The organism is Paractinoplanes maris, from assembly GCF_023544465.1.
Taxonomy (GTDB): Bacteria; Actinomycetota; Actinomycetes; order Mycobacteriales; family Micromonosporaceae; genus Actinoplanes; species Actinoplanes maris.
Genome location: NZ_JALPVL010000001.1, coordinates 196176 through 220223, shown reverse-complemented (window position 1 = coordinate 220223; position 24048 = coordinate 196176). Strand labels below are relative to the sequence as shown.

Here is a 24048-nt window from a genome sequence, read left to right as displayed (position 1 = left end):
GACGCAGTGCCTGAGCTGCCCGAGGTCGAGACCGTGCGGCAGGGGCTGGCCAAGTGGGTGGCCGGCCGCACGATCCACACCGTCGAGGTGCACCACCCGCGCGCGATCCGCCGGCACCTGACCGGTGACGCGCACTTCATCGCCCTGCTGACCGGGCGGACCATCACCGACGTGTCCCGCCGCGGCAAGTACCTCTGGCTGCCGCTCGACTCGGGCGACGCGATCATCGGCCACCTCGGCATGAGTGGTCAGCTGCTCATGCAGCCGTCCGACGCCGAGGACGAGAAGCACCTGCGCATCCGCTTCACCTTCACCGACGGCGGGGCCGAGCTGCGCTTCGTCGACCAGCGCACGTTCGGCGGTCTGTCCGTCTCCGAGGGTGGCGCCGAGCTGCCCGGCGAGATCGCGCACATCGCCCGCGACCCGATGGACCCGCTCTTCGACGACGAGGCGTTCGTGGCCCGGCTGCGCGGCAAGCACACCGAGATCAAGCGGGCCGTGCTCGATCAGACCCTCATCTCGGGCGTGGGCAACATCTATGCCGACGAGGCGCTCTGGCGGGCCCAGCTGCACGGCGCGCGGCCGACAGATCAACTGACCAGGCCCGCCGTACGGCGTCTGCTCGCGCACATCCGGGACGTGCTCGGCGAGGCGATCGTCGCCGGTGGCACCAGCTTCGACGAGCTCTACGTCAACGTGAACGGCGAGAGCGGCTACTTCGACCGTGCGCTCAACGCGTACGGCCGCGAGGGGCAGCCGTGCCACCGCTGCGGCGCACCGATCCGGCGCGAGCAGTTCATGAACCGCTCCTCGTTCAGCTGTCCCCGCTGCCAGCCCCGCCCGCGTACGATTCGGCGCTGACGCACGGTCCGGCGTCGGTGGCCAGCCCGAACCCGGCTCCGCGGCGCCCCATCAGCCGGCGGGCCGCGGTGAGCATCGCGGTCGGCACACCGTGCACGATGTGCCCGTCGCCGGGCCGGGAGCCGTCGCCGTCCCAGTTCTGATAGGACGACCACGGCCCCTCGAACGTGCAGATCCGCACGCCCAGGTCGCGGTAGAGCGGATGGGTCGGCACCCCCGGGTTGAGCACCACCCGGTGCAGTCCCCGGCGGGCGGCCAGGCGCACGGTCAGCGCGACCGGGCCCACCCCGCCCGAGCCCGCGGGTGCCCGGTCGAGGAAGAGCCCCTCGGCGCCGTCGGCCCGCCACGCGTCCACGTCGGCCAGCACGTCGGCCAGCGAGCGGCTGCCCCAGTCCAGGTCGATGCGGCCCAGCGACTGGTGCAGGGAGCGTCGTTCGCCCGGCACCTCGCGGACGATCCAGGTGTCGCCGTCGAGCGGGAGCTGGGGCGACGGGTGGGCGTACGGAGGGAACAGGGTCTTCACGGTGTGCTCCGGGGGTCGTCGGCGGTCGGTGCGGGTTGAGCGGTCAGGGCGACGATGAGCAGGCCGGCCAGGTGGGTGGCGGCGAGCACGGCGACGGCGTCCGGCAGGGGACCGGACGAGGGCAGCGGAAGGACCGGCAGGGCCACGGTGACCAGGGGCGGGGCGGCGGCCAGGGTGGCCGCGATACCGGTCCGGGAACGCGCGGCCAGCAGGTAGGTGACGGCGAAGACCCCGCCCAGCAGGGTGCCGCCGGCCAGCCCGAGCACGACGGCGGCGGTCTTCGCGGCCGGCAGCTGATAGGCGGCCAGCGCCAGGGCGACGCCCACGGCGAACGGCGGCAGCAGCCCGGCCAGCGTGATCAGCGTGACGCCGCGCACGTGCTTGCGGTAGTCGGCGCCGTTCTCGGCCGTGTCCAGCCCGGCCTCGACCTGCCCGGTGTGCCAGCCGATCAGCGCCTCGAGGATGGGCACCGCGAGCAGCAGCGGCAGCCAGAAGGGCGCGGTCGAACCGGACGGGCCGGCCTGCCAGACCAGCCCCACGCAGACCGCCTGGGACGCCCCGATGACCAGGTAACCGCCGGCCCGCCGCAGCTCGGCCGGGGTGGGCCGGGGCCGGCGGCCGGGACCGTCGGTGAGCAGGGCGGGCTGGAACGCGCGGACCAGAGCCACCACGATGGCCGCCGGGAGCAGGGTGCCGACCTTTGCGGTCGGGCCGATCAGCGGCTCGGCCAGCGCCGACGCGGCCAGCAGCAGGCAGGGCAGGCTCCACACGACGACGGCGGCCTCGGTCCGCGTCACCAGGGCGGCGGTGACCGTGGCCAGCGTGCCGATCCCGCCCAGACCGACGACCAGGGCCAGCCCCCGATCGGCGCCGACCGCCGCGGCCGGCGCCACCCAGACCAGCGCGCACCACAGCCCGGCGGTGGCCGCGAAGCCGGCGCCGACCCGGCGGGCGGCGGCGGCCGGTCCGGCCCGGCGCGCGGCCGCGACGCCGGTGCAGGTCAGCGCCTGGGCGGCGGCCCAGCCGAGCAGCAGGGTGACCATCGGGACGGGCCAGGCGACCTGGGAGAGCGGGTCGGCGGCGGCCGCGGCGACGCTGAGCGGACCCAGATAGAGGGCGCAACGCAGCAAGGCGGCCCGCTGGTAGGAGCGCCGGGCCGGGGCCCGGTGGGAGCGGACGTCGAGGCCGGTCTCCGGCACTTCGACCGGTTCGGGGGCCGGTGGCTCGAGGAAGGGTGGCCTCGGCGGGGCGGGCGGCCGGCTGTGCCGGGACCGGGCCGGGACGCGTGACCGCGTACGCCGGGAAGCAGTGCGTGTCCGTCCGGGGGTGATGGTCATCCGTCCTGCCTTTCACTGACCAGCCAGCGCAGAGTGACCGGCGGCTCGCAGCGCGGGGCCGGCACGGCCAGCGCCAGCTCGAACGAGGCCGCCGGGGGCGGCGCCGCCAGATCGGCGTAGAGCTCGCCGTAGACACGGACCACCCGGTCGTTGGTGTAGTGGGTGAGCGCCCGGCGGCGGGCGGCGTCACCCAGGGCGCGGCGGCGGTTCGGCGCCCGCAGCAGGCCGACCACGGCGATCGCGAGCTCGGCCGGGTCGCCCGGCTGCACCAGGACGCCCGCGTCACCCAGCGTCTCGGCGGCCGGTCCCACGTCCACCCCGACCACCGCGCGGCCCGACATCATGGCCTCGACCAGCCGGTACGGCGGGTCGGCGGGCCCCGGCACGTGGGCCACGACGTGTCCGAGCGTGTATCGGTCGCGGGGATCGGCCGGCAGCGGGTGCAGGCGTACGGTCCGCCCCAGCCCGGTCCGCTCGATCAGCTCGGCGCAGTAGTCCTCGTGGGCCGCCGTCACCCCGACCAGGTGCAGCACCGTGCCCGGCACGGCCGCGACGACCTGCTCGAACGCGGCCAGCAGCGCGGCCAGGCCACTGTCCGGGCCACCGCTGCCGGCCCAGACCACCGCCGGGTCCGACTCGGGCTCGGCCACCCCTGGGTATTCCGACGGGTCGACCCCGGCCGGGACCTGCACGAGCTTGGCCGCCTGGGCGCCGTGCCGCAGGGCCCAGCTGTGGTGGTAGGCGCTGAGCGGCGCGATCAGTCCCGCCTCGGCGTAACCGGTGCGGGCCACCGATCCCCGGAACCGGCGCAGCACCGTGCGCACGGCTGGCGACAGCCGTTCCTCGTGCGGTTTGTGCCGGGCGACGGGTGTCCGGGCCTCGGTGAGCAGCAGCGGGACGCCCTGCCGCCAGCGCCCGGCCAGCGCGGTGAGCAGCGGCGTGGTGCCCCCGATGCAGTGCACCAGGTCGGACTCGGGCAGGTCGACGGTCAGCGCCCCGAGCGCGTGCCGCAGCAGGGTGGCCGCGGTGCGGGCGTCGCGCATGCTGAGCCGGGGCAGCGGCGGATCGCCGTCCTCGGCGTGACCCGTACGCCAGGCCTCGACCAGCGCGTCGGCCAGCGGAAGCGCGGACAGCGCGGACGGGCGCTCGGCCACCCGGCGCAGCCCGTCGGCGAAGGTCTGCTCGTCGGACCGCTCGCCGATCAGCCCCCGGCACAGCAGCGTGGCGGCGTTCTTGCTCAGCTCGGCCTCGGCGCGGCGGCGCTCGTTGCGCTCCGACCGGCGCTCGTTCCGGTTCTCGGGTTTCCCGATCTTGGCCGCGTCCCGCCCCACGGCGACGGCGCGAGCCGAGCCGACGTTCATCGGCAGCGGATAGGCGGGGGCGGACGGCGGCTCCCGGTCCGTCACGGTCAGCAACTCGAAGCGGAACCGGCGCAGCCCCTCGACGAGGGTGCGGCACCATCCGCTCAGGGCGTCCCGGCGGTACGGGTACCCGCCGCCGGTCAGCATGCAGATGCGCTCGCGCGGCGGGGTGGGATTCACGATGGGGGCAACGAAACAGCGTGCCCAAGGCGAGGGAGCCTGTCGGGTAGGCGACAGATTTACGCGACATTTACCCGATTTGCCGCCCTATTTGTCCGTTAAAAGTCTTTCTACGGCCTAGATCAAACACGTGACGACGACCGGCTCGCCGTACCTGAGGACTTACTGACAGTCGACCGGGTGGCATGATTCACTGCCTCGCTACGACGGGACGCCTCCGCAGCGCTTGACGGAAGTTGGGTATCGGCGGACTATGGAGGAGTCGCCAGTCGCGCCCACTCGTGCCCGGTTCCAGTCGGGCACGAGAGATCTGCACCTTGAGAAACATTCCTAGGGTGCATGATTCTGTGCTCAAGCGTGCCCTTGAGTGCAGTCCGCGGTGCGTGCTGAGCGCGCGTTGGTCGGCCTCTCCGGCAACGCTATCCACAAGAAGAAGCAGTGCTTCTCAAGGAGTCACCATGGCGAAGGCCCTCTTCGGCCACGTAGGTGCAGCGCCCGATCGGCGTCTGCTCGACGAGGTCACCCGTCTGCGTTCCCGGGTTCAGTCCCTGGAGTTCGAGGTCACCCGTCTCCGGGCGGAGAATGATCGCCTGGCGGCGGCAGCCGCTGAGGCAGACGATTTCGCGCGGCTGACCGAGCCCGCGCTGACCTGAGTCACACCGGCCGCTGCGGCTGTGTGACCCACGCTGACGACCACGGCGGCCACCGCAATCCCCTCGCACCGAAGATCCCCGCACCAAAAGATCCCCGCACCAAAGACGCACCCCGAAATCGCGCGCCTCCACTCCGTGGCGGCGCGCATCTTTTTGTCCGGTTTCGCGCCGACGCGGAGCGGCGGTTACGGCTGCTGAGGCGTGCCGGGGGTAGTCTGCGCCGAAGCAGAAAGACGACCGACCCCCGGAGATCCGTGCACCTCAAGAGCCTGACGGTCAAGGGCTTCAAGTCCTTCGCCTCCGCTACGACGCTGCGGCTGGAGCCGGGCATCACCTGCGTGGTGGGCCCCAACGGCTCCGGCAAGTCGAACGTCGTCGACGCCATCGCCTGGGTCCTCGGCGAGCAGGGCGCCAAGGCGCTGCGCGGCGGCAAGATGGAGGATGTCATCTTCGCCGGCACGTCCGGCCGGGCGCCGCTGGGCCGGGCGGAGGTGACGCTCACGATCGACAACAACGACGGTGCTCTGCCGATCGAGTACACCGAGGTGTCGATCACCCGCCGCATGTTCCGGGACGGCGCCAGCGAGTACGAGATCAACGGGAATGCCTGCCGGCTGCTCGACATCCAGGAGCTGCTGAGCGACTCCGGCATCGGCCGCGAGATGCACATCATCGTCGGCCAGGGCCGGCTCGACGCCATGCTGCACGCCAAGCCCGAGGACCGCCGCGCCTTCATCGAGGAGGCGGCCGGCGTCCTCAAGCACCGCAAGCGCAAGGAAAAGGCGATCCGCAAGCTGGACGCCATGCAGGTGAACCTCAACCGGCTCACCGACCTCACCGCCGAGCTGCGGCGCCAGCTCAAGCCGCTCGGCAAGCAGGCCGAGGTGGCCCGGCGCGCGGCCGGCATCCAGGCTGACCTGCGCGATGCCCGGCTCCGGCTGCTCGCCGACGACCTGCACACGCTGCGCACCACCCTCGACAAGGAGATCGCCGACGAGTCGGCCATGCGCGACCGCCGCGGTCAGGTCGAGGACGAGAACCGCGAGGTGCAGCGGCACCTGGCCGACCTCGAGCTCGCGCACGCCGAGGACGCGCCGCTTCTGCAGGCCGCCCAGGACACCTGGTACAAGTTGTCGGCCCTGCAGGAGCGCTTCCGCTCGACCGAGCAGCTCGCCGCCGAGCGGCTGCGCCACCTGGCCGCCACGCCGGACGAGGAACGGCCCGGCCGCGACCCCGACCAGCTGGTGGCCGAGGCCGAGCGGGTGCGCGAGCAGGAGGAAGAGCTGCGCGAGGCGCTCACCGACGACCAGATGCGCCTGGCCGAGGCGATCGAGCACCGGCAGGAGCTCGAACGCGAGCTGGCCGCGGCCGAGGGCGCGCTGCGGACGGCGGCCAAGGCGATCGCCGACCGGCGCGAGGGGCTGGCCAAGCTCACCGGCAACGTCAACGCGGCGCGTGCCCGCACCGAGGGCGCGACCGACGAGATCGAGCGCCTGGCCGCCGCGCACACCGACGCGATGATGCGCGCCGAGGCCGCGCAGGGCGAGGTGGACGCGGTCGCGGCCGAGTCGTCCGAGGCCGACCGGGACAACGTCGAGCTGGACGAGCGGCACGCCGAGGCGGTGGCCCGGCACGACCGGGCGGCGGCGGTGGTCAAGGAGCTCTCGGACGCCGAGCGGACGGCCGAGAAGGACGCGGCCAGCTGGAAGGCTCGCGAGGAGGCACTCGCGCTGGGCCTCAAGCGCAAGGACGGCGCCGGGGCGCTGCTGGCCAAGGCGGGCGAGGTGCCGGGCCTGCTGGGCAGCCTGGCCTCGATCCTGACCGTCCGGCCCGGACACGAGGCGGCGCTGGCCGCGGCGCTGGGCTCGCTGGCCGACGCGGTCGCTCTGTCCGGCGTGGACGAGGCCGTCGAGGCCATGCGGACGCTGAAGATCGCCGACGCCGGGCGAGCCGCCCTGGTCGTCGCGTCGCCGGCTGGTCCCGGCATGCAGGGGTCGCTCGACGCGCTGCGCCCGGCCCTGCCCGACGGTGCGGTGTGGGCGCCCGACGTGATCGGCTGCCCGGATAATGTGCGGCCGGCCCTCAACCGGGCGCTGCGGGACGTCGTACTCGTGCCGGATCACGCCGCGGCGGTGGCGTTGGTCGCATCGAACGCGGAGCTGCGGGCCGTCACTCCCGACGGTGACGTGCTCGGGGCGTACGCCGCGGCCGGTGGCTCGGGCAAGGGCACCAGCTATCTCGAGGTGCAGGCGGCAGTCGACGAGGCCAAGGCCCGCCGGGCCGCCGCCGAGGAGTCGATCGGCGAGCTCAAGGAGCAGCTGGCCGCGGCCCGGGCCGAGGTGGCCGGGCACAAGGAGGCGGTGAACGTCGCGGCCGCCGCCAAGCGGGCCGCCGAGGGTGAGCGCAATGCCGCCGCCCGCCGGCTGGCCGAGCTCGGTGCGGCCGCCCGCTCGGCCAAGGCCGAGACCGAACGTCTCGGTGCCGCCCGGCAGAAGGCCGAGTCGGCCCGGGAGGCCGACCTGATGCGGGTGGCCGAGCTCGAGGAGCGCCTGCGTCTGGCCGAGGCCACCCCGATCGACGAGGAACCGTCCACCGAGGAGCGCGACCGGCTCGCCGCCCTCGTGCCCCAGGCCCGGCAGAACGAGATGGAGGTCCGGCTCGCGGTGCGCACCGCCGAGGAACGGGTCTCCTCGATCGCCGGTCGTGCCGACTCGCTGATGCGGCAGGCCAACGCCGAGCGGCAGGCCCGGGAACGGGCCGCGGCCCGCCGCGCCGCACGCGCCCGGGGAGCCGAGATCGCCCGGGCGGTCGCGCTGGGTGCGGCGGCCGCGCTGGCCCGGGTCCGGGTGTCGCTGGCCGGGGCGGTCGAGGTCCGCGATGAGCTGGCCCAGGCCCGTACGCTGCGCGAAGCCGAGCTGCAGGAGGTGCGGGCCGGCGCCAAGCGGCTGGTCACCGAGCTGGAGCGGCTCACCAGCGAGGTGCACCGCGACGAGGTGGCCCGGGCCGAGCAGCGGATGCGCATCGAGCAGCTCGAGGCCAAGGCGGCCGAGGACTTCTCGCTCGATGTCGACACGCTGATCGTCGAGTACGGCCCCGAGCAGCTTGTGCCGCCGACGCAGGCCGAGGTGGCGCTGGCCGAGAAGGACGGCAAGCCCGTTCCCGAGCCGGTCATGTTCCACCGGCCGACCCAGGAGAAGCGGGCCAACAAGGCCGAGCGCGACCTGGCCCTGCTCGGCAAGGTCAACCCGCTCGCGCTGGAGGAGTTCGCCGCGCTCGAGGAGCGTTTCAAGTTCCTCTCCGACCAGCTCGAAGACCTCAAGGCCACCCGCAAGGACCTGCTCACCGTCGTCCGGGATGTAGACGACCGCATTCTCGAGGTGTTCACCTCGGCGTTCGAGGACACGGCGCGGGAGTTCGAGACCGTCTTCCAGGTGCTCTTCCCGGGCGGCGAGGGCCGGCTGGTGCTCACCGACCCGGAGGACATGCTGGCCACCGGCGTCGAGGTCGAGGCGCGGCCACCGGGCAAGAAGATCAAGCGGCTGTCACTGCTCTCCGGTGGCGAGCGCTCGCTGACCGCGGTGGCGATGCTGTGCGCCATCTTCCGGGCCCGCCCCTCGCCCTTCTACATCATGGACGAGGTTGAGGCGGCCCTCGACGACGTCAACCTCGGCCGGTTGATTACGCTCTTCGCGCAGCTGCGGGAGAAGAGCCAGCTTTTGATCATCACGCACCAGAAGCGCACCATGGAGGTCGCCGACGCCCTCTACGGCGTCACCATGCGCGCTGGTGTGACCCAGGTGATCAGCCAGCGGCTCAAGCACGAACCGGAGGACTAGCCGCATGACGCGCGACCGCGCCCAGACCCTGCTCATCGATCTGGACGGCGTGCTGCGCCGCTGGGACCCGGCCCCGATGATCGCCGTCGAGGTGGCCCACGGACTCAAGCCGGCCGCCCTGCTGGAGACGGCGATGTCGTGGGACATCTACCGCCCGGCGATGGCCGGCGAGATCACCGACGCCGAGTGGATGGAACAGGTGGCGTTGCGGCTCCCGCTCGAGGCGGACGTGGCCCGGGCCGCGGTCGCCGAGTGGCAGTCGTACCGCGGTGAGCCCGACCCCGAGGTGCTGGCCTTCGTCCGCGAGGTGCGGGCCGCCGGTCGCAAGGTCGGCCTGGCCACCAACGCCACCGACCGCCTGCGCCCCGACCTGGAGGCGCTCGGCCTGGCCGCCGAGGTCGACGTGGTGATCAGCTCGTGGGAGATCAAGGCCCACAAGCCGGCCGCCGAGTTCTTCGAGAAGGCCTGCGACCTGATCGGCTTCCCGCCGAACCTGGTGCTCTTCATCGACGACGACGACCGGGCCGTACGCGGCGCCCGAGCCGCCGGCCTCTCGGCCTACCGCTGGTCGGGCCCCCAGCACCTCGACTATCTGCGCAAGGCGCTGGATATTTAGCGGCGTCGCTGCAACCGGCCGGGCGGGCCGGGCGTCATCCCCTCGACGAAGGGGGCTACCGATGCGGGACGTCGAGGAATTCGACGCCTTCTATGCGGCGTCGTCCCGGCGGGTGCTCGGTCACGTGTATGCCATGACCGGCAATCGGGCACGGTGAAGGCGTGGCTCTCCCGGGGCCGCCGCGCGATGGCGGGCCATCTCTCCGACTCCCTGGAGGCGCGCGATGCCTGACCTCGATGACGGCCTCGCCGCGCTGGCCCGGCACGCGGCCCGCACCGGCCGCCTCGAGCCGGCCGCGAGCGTCCGTCTGCGCGCAGACAAACGCCGCCACCGGCGGTACGCCACTGCCGCGGCGGCCGGCGCGGTCGCGGTCGTGGTGCTCGGTGTCGGCATCGCGGTCGCCCACCCCGACCGCGACGACCCGGCGCCGCTACCGGGCGCCCCGTCACCCTCGTACTCGTTGCCGACGGCTCCCTCGGGCCGGCCCGCTGCGCCCCGGCCGACGCCGGTCAGCGCTTCGAGCTGCGCGCCGGCCCCGACGACTCGTACGGCGTCGTCGGCGTCGCATCGGGCCGCTGGCTCAGCTGGGACCCGCGCGCCGGCAGCCGCCCCACGATGACCGTGGAACCAGCCACCGGCTGGAACTTCATCGACGTGGGCCCGTCGACCCTGACCGGCTAGCGGGGGTAGGGGACCTCGGCCACCTCGAAGAGGTCGCCGTCCTTGGTGGTGCCCTCGACCCGGGCGGTGGCGTCCGGGCCGTGCAGGGTGAGGGTGCTGATGGCGTTGCCGAAATACGGGCCGGCCAGGCGCTTCCAGGTCCAGGCGGGGCGGCGGACGCCGGCTGAGCGGGCCACGCCTCGTACGGCCCGGGCCGCGGCCCGCGACCAGCTGAAGCGCATCAGGGGGCGCATGAACGCGGGCACCTGGTTGTGGACCGGGGAGCAGGTCAGCTGCATGACCGGGGTGGCCATCGCGGTGCCGAATCGGGCCTGGGCCACGTACGAGTGGTGGACGTCGCCGGAGAGGACGCTGATCGAGGCCGGGGCCGCGTAGGCGCCGCCCGCGCCCACCCGGTGGCCCGGGGCGCCGGTGCCGCCCTCGCCCAGGCGGCGGAAGAGCTCGCCCAGGGCGTTGAACGAGCGGGTGAACGCGGCCCAGTGCTCCAGGTCGACCGCTCGCCGCAGCCTCTCGGCGTTCCGCGCCACCCAGGGGCGGGACGAGGCGGCCGTGCTCTCGTTCCACGCCTCCAGATAGTGGATCGCCGGCGGCATCAGCCAGGGCAGCGAGCTGCCGATGACCAGGTGGTCGTAGTCGCCGTGGGCCTGGTCGATGAACCAGTTCCACTCGGTGGCGGGCAGCATCTCGCGGCGGTCGGGGGTCAGCACCCGGCTGCACCGGTTGTCGAGCATGACCAGGCGGGTGCGGCCGATGTCGAGCGAGTAGCTCCACTGGTAGAGCTGCTCGGCCGCGTCGACCGTCCGGCCGAACTCGTGCAGCAGGTCGGTGGCGTCGTCGACCGTGGTGACCTTCTGGAAGAGCGGGTCGACGGACAGCTCGTCGGGGCCCATGTTCCCCAGGTGCTGATAGACCCAGTAGGAGGCCAGGCCGCCGGTGATGCGCTCCTCCCACCAGCTCTGCCGGGCCATGTCCGTGCGCCACGACTCGGAGGTGTTCCAGTCGTCGATCATCTCGTGGTCGTCGAAGATCATGACCGTCGGCACGGTGGCGAACAGCCAGCGCACCTCGGGGTCGCGCCACGACTCGAGGTAGAGCTTCGTGTACTCCTCGAACGTCACCACCTGGTCGTCCGGGCCGTCGTGGCCCGCGCGGCGGCGCCGGCGCAGGAAGCGGCGGACCTTGGCCGAGGTGTTGTCGGCGTACACCTGGTCGCCGAGCAGCACGATCAGGTCGGGCCGCAGCTCGGGATCCTGCGGGTCGGCCATCAGGCGCCGGGCGTAGGCGTCGAGCGCGTCGGGCGGCAGCTTGCGCGTGGTGGCGCCGGGGGTCGCCTCGCGGCAGGACCCGAAGATCATCCGGACCGGGGTCTGCGTGTCGTCGGCCGGCCGGGTGTGGATCGCCGGGGGCGGATAGGACGACTCGGTGCTCGGCCAGACCGGGCGATCGTCGAGCAGCACCCGGTAGGCGCTCGACGCGCCGAGCCGCAGGCCCTCGACCACGACCATGGCGTAGTGGTGCCCGTACGCCGTGAAGGTGGGGGCCGAGCCGGCGCCGCCGCCGTCCGCCTCGACGTGCACGTAGGCCGGCTCGGAGGTCTCGACCCAGATCGTGGCGCGGTCGCCGGTGACCCGCCGGAGCAGGGGGCCGACGAGCAGCTGAGCGGTCACTGGGGGTACGCCGGGGTCAGGCGCATGGGAGAGCCTCCACGCTTTTCTTCAGGGGTGCTCAATCCTGCGCCACATGTGCCACAAGTCGCCACTCCACGGCCGACGCCACGGGCGGCCCGGCCATCTGTCAGGATTTCGGCTATGGAATACGTGGTCGCCGCAGTCATTCTGCTAGTCGTTCTGCTGGCCGGCGCGGTCGGCCTGGTGGTGCCGCGCATGCGCCGCCGTGAGCTGCCGCCGTCATCGACCGGCGGCGACACCACGACGCTGGAGCGGCCGTCCGCGGCGGAACCGGGGGTCCAGACACCGCCCCTGGTCGTCCCGGCCGAGGTCGACGAGGGGCTGCCGCCGCTCATCGAGCAGGCGCCGCCGGCCGCGCCGACCCTCGACCGGCCCGAGCCCACGGCCGGCCGCATGGTGCGCCTGCGGGCCCGGCTCTCCCGCTCGCAGAACGTCTTCGGCAAGGGTCTGCTCAGCGTTCTCTCCCGCGACCACCTCGACGAGGACGCCTGGGAGGAGATCGAGGACAGCCTGATCAGCGCCGACGTCGGCGTCGAGGCGACCCAGGCCATCGTGGCCCGGCTGCGCGAGCGGGTCCGCGTGCTCGGCAGCCGGACCGTCAGCGACGTGCGTCAGCAGCTGGCCGAGGAGCTCGTCGCGGCGCTCGAGCCCGAGATGGACCGCACGCTCAAGACCACCCCGCACGACGGTCGTCCGGCGGTGATGCTGGTCGTCGGTGTGAACGGGGCCGGCAAGACCACCACGTGCGGAAAGATCGGCCGGGTGCTGATCGCGGACGGGCGCTCGGTGCTTTTCGGCGCGGCCGACACCTTCCGCGCGGCCGCCGCCGACCAGATCCAGACCTGGGGGGAGCGGGTCGGCGCCGAGACCGTCCGCGGCCCGGAGGGCGGCGACCCGGCCAGCGTCGCGTTCGACGCGGTCAAGCGGGGCATCGAGACCGGCATCGACACCGTGATCATCGACACGGCCGGCCGCCTGCAGAACAAGGTCGGCCTGATGGACGAGCTGGGCAAGGTCAAGCGGGTGGTCGAGAAGCACGGGCCGGTCGACGAGACCCTGCTCATCCTCGACGCCACCACCGGGCAGAACGGCCTCGAGCAGGCCCGGGTGTTCACCGAGGTGGTGGACGTGACCGGGGTCGTGCTGACCAAGCTCGACGGCACCGCCAAGGGGGGAATCGTCATCGCCGTGCAGCGCAAGCTGGGCATTCCCGTCAAACTGGTCGGGCTGGGCGAGGGCCCGGACGACCTGGCGCCCTTCGAGCCGGCCGCGTTCGTCGAGGCGTTGCTTGGCAGCGCCGCGTAATCTCGAAGCTCAGCCGGAGAACGGGGGTGGTGCGACGTGACGCAGGAGCGGGAGATTCCGCTGCACGGCGGCAACGTCAGCACCGTCTCCAAGGTCGGCGACACCGTGCGGCGCAACGCCGGGCCGTGGACGCCGGCCGTGCACGGCCTGCTCAACCACCTCGAGCGGGTGGGCTTCACCGGGTCGCCGCACGCGCTGGGCATGGACGACAAGGGCCGCGAGGTGTTGTCGTATCTCGACGGCGAGTGCGGCGAGTATCCGCTGGCCCCCCATTGGGTGACCGAGGAAGCGCTGGTCACCGTGGCCACCATGCTGCGGATGTTCCACGACGCGCAGTACGGCTTCGTCCCCCCGCCGGGTGCGGTGTGGCGCTCGTTCGGCCCGCCGCCGCCCGACACCGAGGTGATCTGTCACCACGACGCCGCCCCGCACAACGTGGTCTGGCGGCCCGACGGCACGCTCGCGCTGATCGACTTCGACCTGGCCTCGCCGGGAGCCCGCATCTACGACGTGGCCTACGCGGCCTGGACGTGGGTGCCGCTGTTCAGCGACCGCGACTCCTACACGCTGGGGTGGAAGCGGCCCAACCGCCCGCGCCGCCTGCGGTTGTTCGCCGACGCCTACGGCCTGATCCCGCGCGACCGGCACCGCCTGGTGCGCACGATCCGCAAGCGGATCGTCGATCACGTCGAGGGCATCCGGCGGATGGCCGCGTCCGGCGACCCGGCCTTCGTCCGCATCGTGCACAAGGGGCATCTCCGGCGTCCGATGCGTGATCTGCGGCTGCTCGATTACGAGCGGCACACCCTCGAATACGCACTCCGGTGATCCGCTGTTGACATTTCGGCTTCGCCGGGATGAACGATTTTCGATGTTGTTTGCCCAGGTTCGTGCCGCTTCGACGCACAGCCTGTGAGGGTTTCTTCACACGTAGGAAACAGTCCGTCACGCGCCGGAAATCGCGCGTAGACCGTGCGTGAAACCTCGGACCGGAAGTCTCTCGTCACGAAACCGGCCGACCGGCACCGCTGCCCTTGGCTGTGTAACGAGGACACCTTCATTCCGAGAGGAGGCAGCGTGGAGATCGATACCGGCAATACCGCCTGGTTGCTCCTGTCGTCTGCACTCGTTTTGCTCATGACCCCGGGTCTGGCGCTGTTCTACGGTGGCCTCAACCGGTCCAAGGGCGTTCTGAACATGATGATGATGAGCTTCTCGAGTATCGGGCTCATCTCCATCCTGTGGGCGCTGTACGGCTTCTCCCTCGCCTTCAGCGGCAACGGCAGCGAAGGCGTCAACAAGATCATCGGAAACTGGGGCTACGCCGGCACCAGCACCAGCTGGGTCTCCGACATGTGGGGCGAGACCGGCATCCCGACGTACGTCTTCATGGCCTTCCAGATGATGTTCGCGATCATCACGGTCGCCCTCATCAGCGGTGCCCTCTCCGACCGCTTCAAGTTCGCCGGCTGGATCCTGTTCGCGTTCGGCTGGTTCACCCTGGTCTACGTTCCCGTCGCCCACTGGGTGTGGGGCGGCGGCTGGATCGGTGCCAACCTCAAGGCGCTCGACTTCGCCGGTGGCACCGCGGTGCACATCAACGCCGGTGCGGCCGCCCTGGCCGTCGCGCTGATCCTCGGCAAGCGGATCGGCTGGCCGCGCGAGAACATGCGCCCGCACAACGTGCCGTTCGTCGCCCTCGGCGCCGGCCTGCTCTGGTTCGGCTGGTTCGGTTTCAACGCCGGCTCCGAGCTGACCGTCGACAGCACCACCGCGGTCGCCTTCGTCAACACCCAGCTCGCCACCGCGGCCGCCCTGCTCGGCTGGATCGTCGTGGAGTGGATCCGCGACGGCAAGCCGACCCTGGTCGGCGCGTCCTCCGGTGCGGTCGCCGGCCTGGTCGCGATCACCCCCGCCTGTGGCTTCATCGCCCCGCTGCCGGCCGTGCTGCTCGGTCTCATCGCCGGTGCGGTCTGCGCCCTGGCCGTGGGCCTGAAGTACCGGTTCGGCTACGACGACTCGCTCGACGTCGTCGGCGTGCACTTCGTCGGTGGCTGGATCGGTTCGCTGTTCATCGGCCTGTTCGCCACCACCCAGGTCAACGGCGCCATCACCGACGTGCTCGGTGCGTCGGAGGGCCTGTTCTACGGCGGCGGCGCGACCCAGCTGGGCCGGCAGTTCGTCGGTTCGCTGGCCGTCACGGTCTACTCGTTCGTGATCGCCGCGGTGCTCGCCCTGATCCTCAAGGCCGTCAAGCTCGGCCGGGTCAGCGAGGAGGCCGAGGTCGGCGGCATCGACATCGCGGACCACGGTGAGACCGGTTACGACCTCACCCCCTCGGGCGGTTCCAGCGGCAGCGGCAGCGCGTTCGCCATGGCCGGCCTCAAGCCTGGTGGCGTGGACGCGGACGGCAAAGCCGACGTCAGCCAGAAGGTCGCCGGTTAAATACCCCTATGACTGCCCCGATGGAAGGACTGAGCATGAAGCTGGTGACCGCCGTCATCAAGCCGTACCAGCTCGACGCGGTGAAGGAGGCTCTGCACGCCCTCGGCGTCAGCGGCCTGACCGTGAGCGAGGTACAGGGCTACGGGCGGCAGAAGGGCCACACCGAGGTGTACCGGGGAGCCGAGTACACGGTGGAGTTCCTGCCGAAGATCAAGGTCGAGGTGGTCACCGACGAGATCGACGTCGACAAGATTGTTGACGCCGTCGTCACGGCCGCCAAGACAGGCAAGATCGGTGACGGCAAGGTCTGGGTGACGTCGGTCGACGACGTCATCCGGGTCCGCACCGGCGAGCGCGGCCTCGACGCGCTCTGAGCCTGACGATGACACGCCTGCCCAGCGAACCGCCGGCCCCGCCTCAGGTGCCGGTCGGCGGTTCGCTGGACAAGCTCCGTGAGCACATCGGCGCCGCCGCCCGGCAGGAACGGGCCGCGGCGCTCGATGTCTGGCTGCGGGGGATGTTCCCCAGCCACGTGCCCGGCGTCAGCCTGGTGGCGGTCGGTGGGCTGGGCCGGCGCGAGTGCGCGCCGTACAGCGATCTCGACCTCGTTCTGCTGCACAACGGCGCGGCCGGCATCGACCGGATCGCCGCCTCCCTCTGGTATCCGATCTGGGACGCCCGGCTCGGCCTCGACCACTCCGTGCGGACGCTGCCGGAGGCGCTGTCGGTCGCGCACGACGACGTCAAGGTCTCCCTCGGCCTGCTCGACGCCCGCCACGTGGCCGGCGACGCGGTCCTCTCCGGTGAGCTGATAGCGGCGGCCGGTGACCAGTGGCGGCGCACCGCGGTGCGGCTGCTGCCCCAGCTCCGCGAACTGACCTCCACCCGCTGGGCGACCAACGGTGAGCTCGCGTTCCTGCTCGAGGGTGACCTCAAGGAGGCCGCCGGCGGGCTGCGCGACGTGACCCTGCTGCGGGCGATCGGCCGGGCCGGGGTGGCCGACACGATGCGCCCGGCGGTCCGCGCGGCGAACCTGCGGCAGCTCGACACCCGCGACGCGCTGCACCTGGCGGTCGGGCGCCGGATCGACCGCCTGGTGGCTCAGGAACGGACCGCGGTGGCCGAGCTTCTCGACCTCGACGACGGCGACGCGCTGCTGCGCCGGGTCGCGGGGGATGCCCGGACCGTGGCCCACGCCCTGGACGACGCCTGGCGGGCCGCCGATCGGCTGCGCAACGGACGCCGCCGGGGGGTGCCCGGGGGCCCGCCGGTCCGCCGCCCGGTGGCGCGGGACGTGGTCGAGCAGGACGGCGAGCTCGTCCTGGCCCGGACGGCCATCGGCCCCGTGCCCGACCCGAGCCTGTCGTTGCGGGTCGCCGCCGCGGCGGCCATCGTGCAGCTCCCGATCGCCCGGGCCACCAGCGAGTGGCTCGCCTCGTTCAGCCCGCCCCTGCCCACCCCGTGGCCCCCGGCGGCCCGGGCCGCCCTGGTCTCGTTGCTCGGCTCGGGTCCGGGCCTGCTGCCGGCCTGGGAGACCTGCGATCGCTACGGGTTGATCGACGCCTGGCTGCCCGAGTGGGCGCGGATGCGCAGCCTGCCCCAGCACCACCCGATCCACCGGTTCACCCTCGACCGGCACCTGGTGCAGGCGGCGTACGAGGCCACCGCCTACACCCGCGAGGTCGAGCGCCCCGACCTGCTGCTGATCGGCGCTTTCCTGCACGACGTCGGCAAGGGCCTGCCCGGCGACCACAGCATCGTCGGCGCCCCGATCGCGGCCGACATCGCCACCCGCATCGGGCTGCCGCCGGCCGACGTGGCCACCGTCGAGAAGATGGTGCGCCTGCACCTGCTGCTGCCCGACGTGGCCACCCGCCGCGACCTCAGCGACCCGATGACCATCACGAGCGTGGCCGAGGCGGTCGGCGACAGCACCACGCTCGACCTGCTGCACGCGCTCGCCCGCGCCGACTCACGGGCCACCGGCCCGGCCGCCTGGTCGGACTGGAAGGGCCGGCTCATGCAGGAACTGGTCACCCGGGTGCACACCGCACTCGACACGGGTGAGCTGCCCGAGCCGCCGGCGCCCGACCCCGAGTTGCTCGAGGGCGACCTGCCCGCCGTCCACCTGGACGGGGACCTCCTCGCCGTGGCCGCGGCCGACCGCCGGGGCCTGCTCGCCGCGGTCGCCGCCTGCCTGGCCATGCACCGCCTCGACGTGGTCGGCGCGAACGCCTCCACGGTGGGCGGCCGGGCCATCGTCGAGTTCTTCACCCAGCCCCGTTACGGCACCCCGTACGACCCGGTGGCGCTCGCCGCCGACCTGCGCCGGGTGGCTTCCGGGGACGTCTCGGTGACCCAGCGGGTCCGGGCCCGGGCGATGAGTGCCCGCGGCGGCACCGCCTCGCCCCGGGTGGTCTGGCAGCGCGACGTGGCCACCGACGCGGCCGTGCTCGAGCTGCGCGCGGCCGACTCCCCGGGCCTGCTCTACCGGGTGGCGACCGCGCTCGACGAAGCCGGCGCCGAGGTGCGCGCGGCTCGCATCTCCACCCTCGGCGGCGACGTGGTCGACGCGTTCTACCTGGTCGGCTCGTGGGCCGACAGCGCCGAACGCGACCGGGTGACCGCGGCCGTGCTCGCCGCGGTCTGAGCCCGGTCGTCACCGGCGGGCCCACGGCACCGTTTGACGGTGCATGCTGCCCCACCCATCCGGCCTCCTCGATGATCATGTCGCAGCGGCCGGGCCCCGGCTGAGACTCGCGCTGACCGCCACCGCCGCCCGCAACCGCTCGCTCGACGCCCGGGTGCTGCTGGCCCGGGCCGCGCTGGGCGAGCACGGCACCCTCGACGGGCTGCTCGCGGCGGCCCGCGCGGGCGACCGGCGATGGCTGCGCAGCCGGCGCCGCAAGATCGATCCGAGCCTGGTCGCCGCCCTCGCGCACAGCCTGGCCCTGCAGGAGCTGCGGCCGGCCGACCGGGACGATGCTCTCGCCCTGTTCGAGCTCACCCGCCGGGCCTGTGGCGCCCGGGCGCTCTCCCCGGCCAACCAGGCGCTGCACGCCCAGCTGGCGCTGACCGCCGAGAGCCCGGCCCGGGTCCGCAAGCTGCTGCGCCGCTACCTGAAGATCGCCGAGCCGACGCGGGCCGGGTTGCGGGCCGACCTGCTCAACCCGTTCGTGGCCGCCCGGCCCGTCGCGCCCTGGCTGGCCGCGTTCCACGCCCTGATGCCCGGATGCGAGGTGGCCGAGGGGACCGGCCCGCCGTTCGACCGGCTGACCGGATCGGCCGAGCGCGTCGACGGCCCGCACCGCGTCTCGGTGATCGTGACCGCCTACCGTCCCGACCGGGGGCTGATCACCGCGGTGCGCTCGATCCTCGCGCAGAGCTGGGCCAACACCGAGGTGGTGATCGTGGACGACGCCTCACCCCCGGAGTTCGAGCCGGTCCTGCGCGAAGCAGTGGCCCTCGGCGACCGGATCAAACTGGTCCGGATGCCGGTCAACTCCGGCACCTACGCGGCCCGCAACGCCGGGCTGGACGCGGCCGGCGGCGAGTTCGCCACCTTCCAGGACTCCGACGACTGGTCGCATCCGCGGCGGATCGAGCTGCAGGTGCGGCCGCTGCTCGAGGACCGGCGCCTGGTCGCCACCACCTCGGACGGACTGGCCGTGACCGACCAGCTGCTCTGCACCCGGCCCGGGGTGCGCAGCGGCCGGTTCAACCCGTCGTCGCTGCTGCTGCGGCGCAGCGCGGTGCTGCGGACGGCCGGCTATTTCGACCGGCTGCGCAAGGCGGCCGACTCCGAATACATCGGCCGGATCCAGGCCGCCTTCGGGGCCGGCCGGGTGCGGCACCTCGACTCGCCGCCGCTCGCACTGATCCGGCTCTCGCCGGGCTCGCTGTCCCGCTCGGAGATCCGGGCGCACTGGATGCACCCGGCGCGGACCGCCTACATGTCGGCCTATCAGCGGCACCACCAGGTGATCGCGGCCCGGCAGGCCGGGGCCTACCGGCCGGCCGACGGGGGCGACCGGGCCTTCCCGGCGCCCGATCACCTGCTCGGGACGGTGCGGGACCGGGCGTACGACGTGGTGATGGTGGCCGACTGGCGGTTCCTGGAGAGCACCCAGCGCACAGCCCTCGACGAGCTGCGGGCGCTGAGCGCGGCCGGGCTGCGGGTCGCGGTGCTCCAGCTCGATTCGTACCGGGCGCTGGAGGTGCGGCGGATGCCGCTTGCGGCGCCGGTGCAGGACCTGGTCAACGCGGGCACGGTCGATCAGGTGGCGCTCGACGACCGGGTCGAGACGGCCCTGCTGGTGGTGCGGCAGGTGGCGGTCGTCCAGTTCACCGGGGGGCTGACCAGCGGCGTACGAGCGGCCCGGGCACTGGTGGTGGCCGACCGCGCGCCGGTGCGGGCCGACGGGAGCGACCACCGCTATGAGCCGGAGATCTGCACGGAGGCGGTACGGCGGCTCTTCGGTGCCGAGCCGGCGTGGGTTCCCGGCGATCCGGGGGTGCGGGCGGCCCTGCGTACGGTGGGGAACCTGGAACCGGAGGACCTGCCCGTCACCCTCGCGACCGGCGGCTGGGTGGCCGACCGCACCCGGGGCTCGGCCATCGTCGGCACCGACCTGTGCGACGCCGCCAACTGGCCGCCCGACGCGGCCGACAGCCTGGCCGTGTGCCGGCGACTGCCCGAAGCCGACGTCCGGGTCCGGCTGCCCGATCGGCCGGCCGGCACCGGTGACGTGACCATCGCGGCGACCTGGCTCGCCTACCAGACCGGCGATCTCGGCCCCCGGCCGTTCCTGCACCAGCTCGACTTCTATCTGCACTTCCCGCCCCGCGAGTCGGCCGAGTGGTATTCCCGCCCGGCGCTGGAGGCCGCGGCGATGGGCTGCGTGGTGGTGATGCCGCCGCGTTACCGGCCGTTCTACGGTGACGCGGCCGTCTATTGCACCCGCAGCGAGGCCGCCGCCCTGATCGCGCGCTACCGGGCTGATCCGGCGCTGTTCGCCGAGCAGAGCAGCCGGGCCCGCCGGGTGGTCGCCGCCGCCCACGACCCGGCCCGCTTCGTCGAGCGGATCAGGGATCTGGTGCCGGCGTTGCTGACGATCCCGTAACGGCCCGGGTCGCCGGCGCGTTGTGCTCGGTGTGCGCATGACTCGGCTGCTCAGGCTCGCCCACACCGTCCTCCGGCGGCGGGGCGGGGTGTCCCCTCGGCAGCTCGCCGGCCTGGTCGCCGGACTGCTCGTGGCGACCGGGGTGGCGATCGCGTCGCCCGCGGGCCAGGCCGTGGTGGCCACCTGCCTGCTGGCGCTGCTGCTGGTGGCCGGGCCGGCCGGGGTTGTCCATCTGTCCCGCCGGCTCACCCGCCAGCACCGCTCGACCCAGGAGGCCGTGCTCGAGCTGCGGGGCGCGATCGACCAGCTGCAGCGCCGGGTGGTCGCCGCGGTCGAGAAGGAACGGCTGGCCGCGGGCGACCGGCACCTGGAGCTGACCGAGACCTTGTCGCGGGCCGAGCGCCTGACCGGCCGGGGCGCCGAGCTGCTGCTGCGCGAGCAGAGCCGGGAGATCGAGGCCATGTTCCAGCTGTTCCGGGCGGTGAGCCCGCGGGCGCCCATGCCGACCGGCGGCGGTCTGCATCCGACCGACCTGCTCGGGCTGGTGCACGTCGCCCGGGAGCGCCGCCCGGGGCTCACGGTGGCGCTGGGCTGCGGCGCCTCGACGGTCTGGCTGGGGTACGCGCTGGCCGTCTCCGGCGGCCGGTTGGTCGCCGTGGACCACGACGAGGGGCGGGCCGCCCGGTTGCGGGCCCGGCTGGCCGAGCACGGGCTGGCCGGCGTCGAGGTGCGGCACGTGCCGCTGGCCGAGCTGTCGGTCGACGGCCGCACCGCCGACTGGTACGACGTGGACGCGCTGGACGGCCTCACCGACATCGATCTGCTGCTGGTCGACGGGACGCTGACCCCGGCCGCGCCCGACCCGCTGGCGCCGGCCCTGCACGTGCTGGGCCGCCGGCTGAGCCCGGTCGCGGCCGTGGTGGTCGACGACGAGCCGGCCCGGGTGGCACCGCGCCAGGGCGGCGGTTTCGGCCTGACCAGACGCAAGCGGCTGGCCGGGCGCTGGACCGCGCTGACGCATCCGCAGGCGGCGGCACCGACCTCGGTGTAGAAACACCGCTACCCCGTCGCGGGGGACGACGGGGTAGCGGCACGCGGGTGGGGGAGTGGTGCTTCCCGCTCACGGGGCGGCGGGGGCCGCTCCGAATCTTTGTGGTGCTTGCTGCTTGTGCCCTTACGAATCGGTCGCGCCGGGGCCGGGTTGACGATTCGGTGGGTGCCAAGTGGTCACGCTTGCGTTGCCGGAGTGGGCAGGGCCAGATGGGCCGCGCGCTCCGCGAACAGATCATGCGTGTGGTGGCGGCGGACGAAGTCGGCGCCGCGGGCGGATTGGTCGCGTAGTGCTTCCCGGTCGGCGTGGAGCCGGCGGACGGTGTCGTGCACTTCGTCGGGCCGGCAATAGACCGCTGCCTCGCCGAAGGCGGAGGCATAGCGGTGCGGGAGCACGGCCACGCAGCCGGCGGCCAGCGCGGTGAGCACGTCCGCCACCGGGTCGGCCGGCTCGTCGTCCGGGGGCAGGTGCAGATAGAAGTCGATCTGGCCGAGGAACGAGCGCAGGCTGACGTCGGCCGGGCCGTAGACCAGCCAGCTGCGCGGGGGCCCGGACCGGCCGAACGAGCGGTCCGCGCTGCCGGTCGCGTCGAGCAGGCGGACGTCCAGCCGGGCCGTCTCGGGCAACTCGTCGCGCAGACGCTGCCATTCGGCGCGGCCGCCGCGGCACTGCCGGCCCACCACCGGCCGGTCGGCGCGGGGGCCCCGGCGGTCGAGCCGCCACCGGGCGGCGTCGAGCGTGCTGGGCAGGTCGAGCGGGGCCACTGTGGACTCACCGGCCAGGGTGAGCAGGCGCCGTCCGTCCGGTCCGGCCGGGGCCCAGAGCGGCCGCTGGCCGAAGAGCCGTCTGGCCGCGGTGGCCGCGGCCGCGACGACCACCGCGTCCTCGATCACCACCCGCTGCGCCCGGACGCCGCCGGCCCGTTCGGGAGCGTGCTCGAGCGCCTGTGCCGAACGGACCACCACGAGCCGGGCGCGGACGTCGTCGGTCAGCTCGACCTGGGTCAGGTCGCCGTCGTTGATCAGATCCTGGACCGCTGGATCGAGGTCCCGGGGACCGTCGCCCAGGTTGGCCAGCACGTCCAGGTGCAGCAGGGCGGCGCGCTGCCGGCGGGCGGTGAGGGCCCGCAGCCGGCCGATCCCGGCCACCCCGGCCCCGCCGGCCGTGGTCCAGTCGCCCGCGAGCACCACGTCGTACGCCTTGGCCCCGGACTCACCCCGCAGCCGGCGCGGCGCCGCGAAGGCTCGGGTCCGCAGGGCCGGCTCGCGGCCCTCCCGGACGTGCGTGTGCCACCGCCGGAAGGCCGAGCCGTAGGAGCGCAGGGCCGGGTCCGGCTGCTCGGGGCTCAGCCGGGTCAGCGCCAGCGGCGGGCCGTCCAGGTGCTGGACGGCCCGGTCGCCGAGGACCGCGCGGGCGCGCCCGGCGTATTCGAGGTCGGCTCCCTCGCGTACGGGATCGAAGTGGCCGACCCGGCCGAGGGCGACCGACCGCCGCATCAGCAGCGCCGAGCGGCCCGACGCCGACCGGCCGGGCCGGGTCACCACCAGGTCGGGCGTGACCAGCAGGGTGGTGACCGTGGCCGCGAAGACCCGGTCGTCGGCCAGCAGCGGCGCCACCTGCCGTTCCAGGCACAGCGGGTGCCACCAGTCGCCGGACTCCGGAAAGGTCACGAAGTCACCGGTGGCCGCGTCGAGACCGGCGTTGCGGGCGACGAAGGGACCGCCGCGGGCCACCATCCGGATCACCCGCACCCGCGGGTCGAGGGCGGCCGCCGCCCGCAGCACCGGTTCGAACTCGCCCGACGAGCCGTCGTCGACGACCAGGATCTCGTGATTGGTCCACGTCTGCCGGGTCAGCGAGCGCACCGCAGTGAGCAGAGGCTGACCGGGCTGCCACGTGGTGATGACGCTCGTGATCCGGCGGGCGTGGCCCCGGCGCTGCACCGGACCGGTGGTGATCCGGTCGAGCGGCGCGCCGGGTCCGTCGGTCACCCACACCCGCGGCGGTGGCAGCAACGCGGCGAAAGCGGCCGGTCCGCCCAGATCCGCTTCGAGGGCCGCCCGCACCGGCGCGGGGACGTCGGGGTATTCGGCCAGCAGGGCGGCCGCCGACGCGTGATCGCCCGAGGCGTAGGCGAGCTGGCAGTGCAGTCCCTGGTGGACTCCCGCGATCCGGCCGCTGTCGCGGAGCCCGGCGAGCAGGGCGAGCGCGTCGCGCCGGTCGTCCGGGCGCAGGTCCTGCACGGCGATGACGCGGGCCAGCTCGCCGGCGATCCACGGGTCGCCGGCGAGCTGGGCCAGCGGTTCGCGCGCGGCGATCGACCGGGCCTGCAGAGCCGCGACGGCGAGCGGGTGAGGTCCGGTGTCGCGCATGATCCCCCTTGAACGA

The 24048-nt window shown here is 73.4% G+C and carries 17 protein-coding genes; 12 read left to right on the top strand and 5 right to left on the bottom strand.

Annotated features, from left to right (window positions below; translation table 11 throughout):
- The first annotated feature begins 6 nt into the window (after positions 1-6).
- Positions 7-861, top strand: coding sequence for a bifunctional DNA-formamidopyrimidine glycosylase/DNA-(apurinic or apyrimidinic site) lyase (gene mutM, locus NAG42_RS01020; protein ID WP_250027304.1), 855 nt, complete (start codon positions 7-9; stop codon positions 859-861).
- Here mutM and NAG42_RS01015 read toward each other — a convergent pair.
- The 3 genes from NAG42_RS01015 to NAG42_RS01005 are packed head-to-tail and all read right to left on the bottom strand — an operon-like array spanning position 815 to position 4262.
- A complete protein-coding gene (locus NAG42_RS01015) occupies positions 815-1384 on the bottom strand; it encodes a spherulation-specific family 4 protein (protein ID WP_250027303.1) in 570 nt (189 codons plus the stop codon). The two genes, mutM and NAG42_RS01015, sit on opposite strands and share 47 nt — an antisense overlap.
- Positions 1381-2721: a hypothetical protein gene (locus NAG42_RS01010; protein WP_250027302.1), complete on the bottom strand. Its 1341-nt coding sequence runs from the start codon at positions 2719-2721 to the stop codon at positions 1381-1383. The genes NAG42_RS01015 and NAG42_RS01010 overlap by 4 nt, the downstream gene beginning before the upstream one ends.
- Positions 2718-4262 (bottom strand): DUF3492 domain-containing protein, encoded by a 1545-nt coding sequence (locus NAG42_RS01005; RefSeq protein WP_250027301.1) that lies wholly within the window; start codon positions 4260-4262, stop codon positions 2718-2720. Before NAG42_RS01005 ends, NAG42_RS01010 begins: the two co-directional genes overlap by 4 nt.
- 458 nt (positions 4263-4720) lie before the next feature.
- Between NAG42_RS01005 and NAG42_RS01000 the strand changes: the two genes are divergently transcribed.
- The 4 genes from NAG42_RS01000 (at position 4721) to NAG42_RS00985 (ending at position 9986) form a co-directional block, all read left to right on the top strand.
- Positions 4721-4915: a hypothetical protein gene (locus NAG42_RS01000; RefSeq protein WP_097318386.1), complete on the top strand. Its 195-nt coding sequence runs from the start codon at positions 4721-4723 to the stop codon at positions 4913-4915.
- A gap of 254 nt (positions 4916-5169) precedes the next feature.
- The gene (gene smc / locus NAG42_RS00995; RefSeq protein ID WP_250027300.1) at positions 5170-8751 is read left to right on the top strand and encodes a chromosome segregation protein SMC; all 3582 of its coding nucleotides are present in this window, start codon (positions 5170-5172) and stop codon (positions 8749-8751) included.
- Positions 8752-8755: 4 nt separating this feature from the next.
- The gene (locus NAG42_RS00990) at positions 8756-9367 is read left to right on the top strand and encodes an HAD family hydrolase (RefSeq protein ID WP_250027299.1); all 612 of its coding nucleotides are present in this window, start codon (positions 8756-8758) and stop codon (positions 9365-9367) included.
- A gap of 223 nt (positions 9368-9590) precedes the next feature.
- Positions 9591-9986, top strand: coding sequence for a hypothetical protein (locus NAG42_RS00985; protein WP_250027298.1), 396 nt, complete (start codon positions 9591-9593; stop codon positions 9984-9986).
- 58 nt (positions 9987-10044) lie between these two features.
- Here the strand turns inward: NAG42_RS00985 and NAG42_RS00980 are convergent, their stop codons facing one another.
- The gene (locus NAG42_RS00980) at positions 10045-11715 is read right to left on the bottom strand and encodes an alkaline phosphatase D family protein (protein ID WP_250027297.1); all 1671 of its coding nucleotides are present in this window, start codon (positions 11713-11715) and stop codon (positions 10045-10047) included.
- A 141-nt stretch (positions 11716-11856) separates the two neighbouring features.
- Between NAG42_RS00980 and ftsY the strand changes: the two genes are divergently transcribed.
- From ftsY to NAG42_RS00945, 7 genes are all read left to right on the top strand, one after another.
- Positions 11857-13041 (top strand): signal recognition particle-docking protein FtsY, encoded by a 1185-nt coding sequence (gene ftsY / locus NAG42_RS00975; RefSeq protein WP_250027296.1) that lies wholly within the window; start codon positions 11857-11859, stop codon positions 13039-13041.
- Between the two features lie 36 nt (positions 13042-13077).
- Complete coding sequence (locus NAG42_RS00970) at positions 13078-13869, top strand: phosphotransferase (RefSeq protein WP_184955390.1); 792 nt, start codon at positions 13078-13080, stop codon at positions 13867-13869.
- Positions 13870-14118: 249 nt separating this feature from the next.
- Positions 14119-15486, top strand: coding sequence for an ammonium transporter (locus tag NAG42_RS00965; protein ID WP_308201092.1), 1368 nt, complete (start codon positions 14119-14121; stop codon positions 15484-15486).
- Between the two features lie 35 nt (positions 15487-15521).
- Entirely contained in the window at positions 15522-15860 is a 339-nt protein-coding gene (locus NAG42_RS00960; protein ID WP_221376040.1) for a P-II family nitrogen regulator, read from the top strand.
- A gap of 8 nt (positions 15861-15868) precedes the next feature.
- Positions 15869-18136 carry a [protein-PII] uridylyltransferase gene (locus NAG42_RS00955; RefSeq protein ID WP_250027295.1) on the top strand — a complete coding sequence of 756 codons (2268 nt, stop codon included), beginning with the start codon at positions 15869-15871 and terminating at the stop codon, positions 18134-18136.
- Between the two features lie 43 nt (positions 18137-18179).
- Positions 18180-20609: a glycosyltransferase gene (locus NAG42_RS00950; RefSeq protein ID WP_250027294.1), complete on the top strand. Its 2430-nt coding sequence runs from the start codon at positions 18180-18182 to the stop codon at positions 20607-20609.
- Positions 20610-20646: 37 nt separating this feature from the next.
- A complete protein-coding gene (locus tag NAG42_RS00945; protein ID WP_250027293.1) occupies positions 20647-21660 on the top strand; it encodes a class I SAM-dependent methyltransferase in 1014 nt (337 codons plus the stop codon).
- Between the two features lie 176 nt (positions 21661-21836).
- On the opposite strand, the gene NAG42_RS00940 is transcribed toward NAG42_RS00945, so the two are convergent.
- Complete coding sequence (locus tag NAG42_RS00940; protein ID WP_250027292.1) at positions 21837-24032, bottom strand: glycosyltransferase family A protein; 2196 nt, start codon at positions 24030-24032, stop codon at positions 21837-21839.
- Positions 24033-24048: the final 16 nt, after the last annotated feature.

What these genes read in the sequence shown, in the direction of transcription:
- NAG42_RS00950 (WP_250027294.1), top strand. Translation starts at nt 18,180, where the DNA reads ATGCTGCCCCACCCATCCGGCCTCCTCGATGATCATGTCGCAGCGGCC.
- NAG42_RS00940 (WP_250027292.1), bottom strand. Translation starts at nt 24,032, where the DNA reads ATGCGCGACACCGGACCTCACCCGCTCGCCGTCGCGGCTCTGCAGGCC.
- NAG42_RS00945 (WP_250027293.1), top strand. Translation starts at nt 20,647, where the DNA reads ATGACTCGGCTGCTCAGGCTCGCCCACACCGTCCTCCGGCGGCGGGGC.
- NAG42_RS00985 (WP_250027298.1), top strand. Translation starts at nt 9,591, where the DNA reads ATGCCTGACCTCGATGACGGCCTCGCCGCGCTGGCCCGGCACGCGGCC.
- NAG42_RS01010 (WP_250027302.1), bottom strand. Translation starts at nt 2,721, where the DNA reads ATGACCATCACCCCCGGACGGACACGCACTGCTTCCCGGCGTACGCGG.
- NAG42_RS00955 (WP_250027295.1), top strand. Translation starts at nt 15,869, where the DNA reads ATGACACGCCTGCCCAGCGAACCGCCGGCCCCGCCTCAGGTGCCGGTC.
- NAG42_RS00990 (WP_250027299.1), top strand. Translation starts at nt 8,756, where the DNA reads ATGACGCGCGACCGCGCCCAGACCCTGCTCATCGATCTGGACGGCGTG.
- NAG42_RS01000 (WP_097318386.1), top strand. Translation starts at nt 4,721, where the DNA reads ATGGCGAAGGCCCTCTTCGGCCACGTAGGTGCAGCGCCCGATCGGCGT.
- ftsY (WP_250027296.1), top strand. Translation starts at nt 11,857, where the DNA reads ATGGAATACGTGGTCGCCGCAGTCATTCTGCTAGTCGTTCTGCTGGCC.
- NAG42_RS00960 (WP_221376040.1), top strand. Translation starts at nt 15,522, where the DNA reads ATGAAGCTGGTGACCGCCGTCATCAAGCCGTACCAGCTCGACGCGGTG.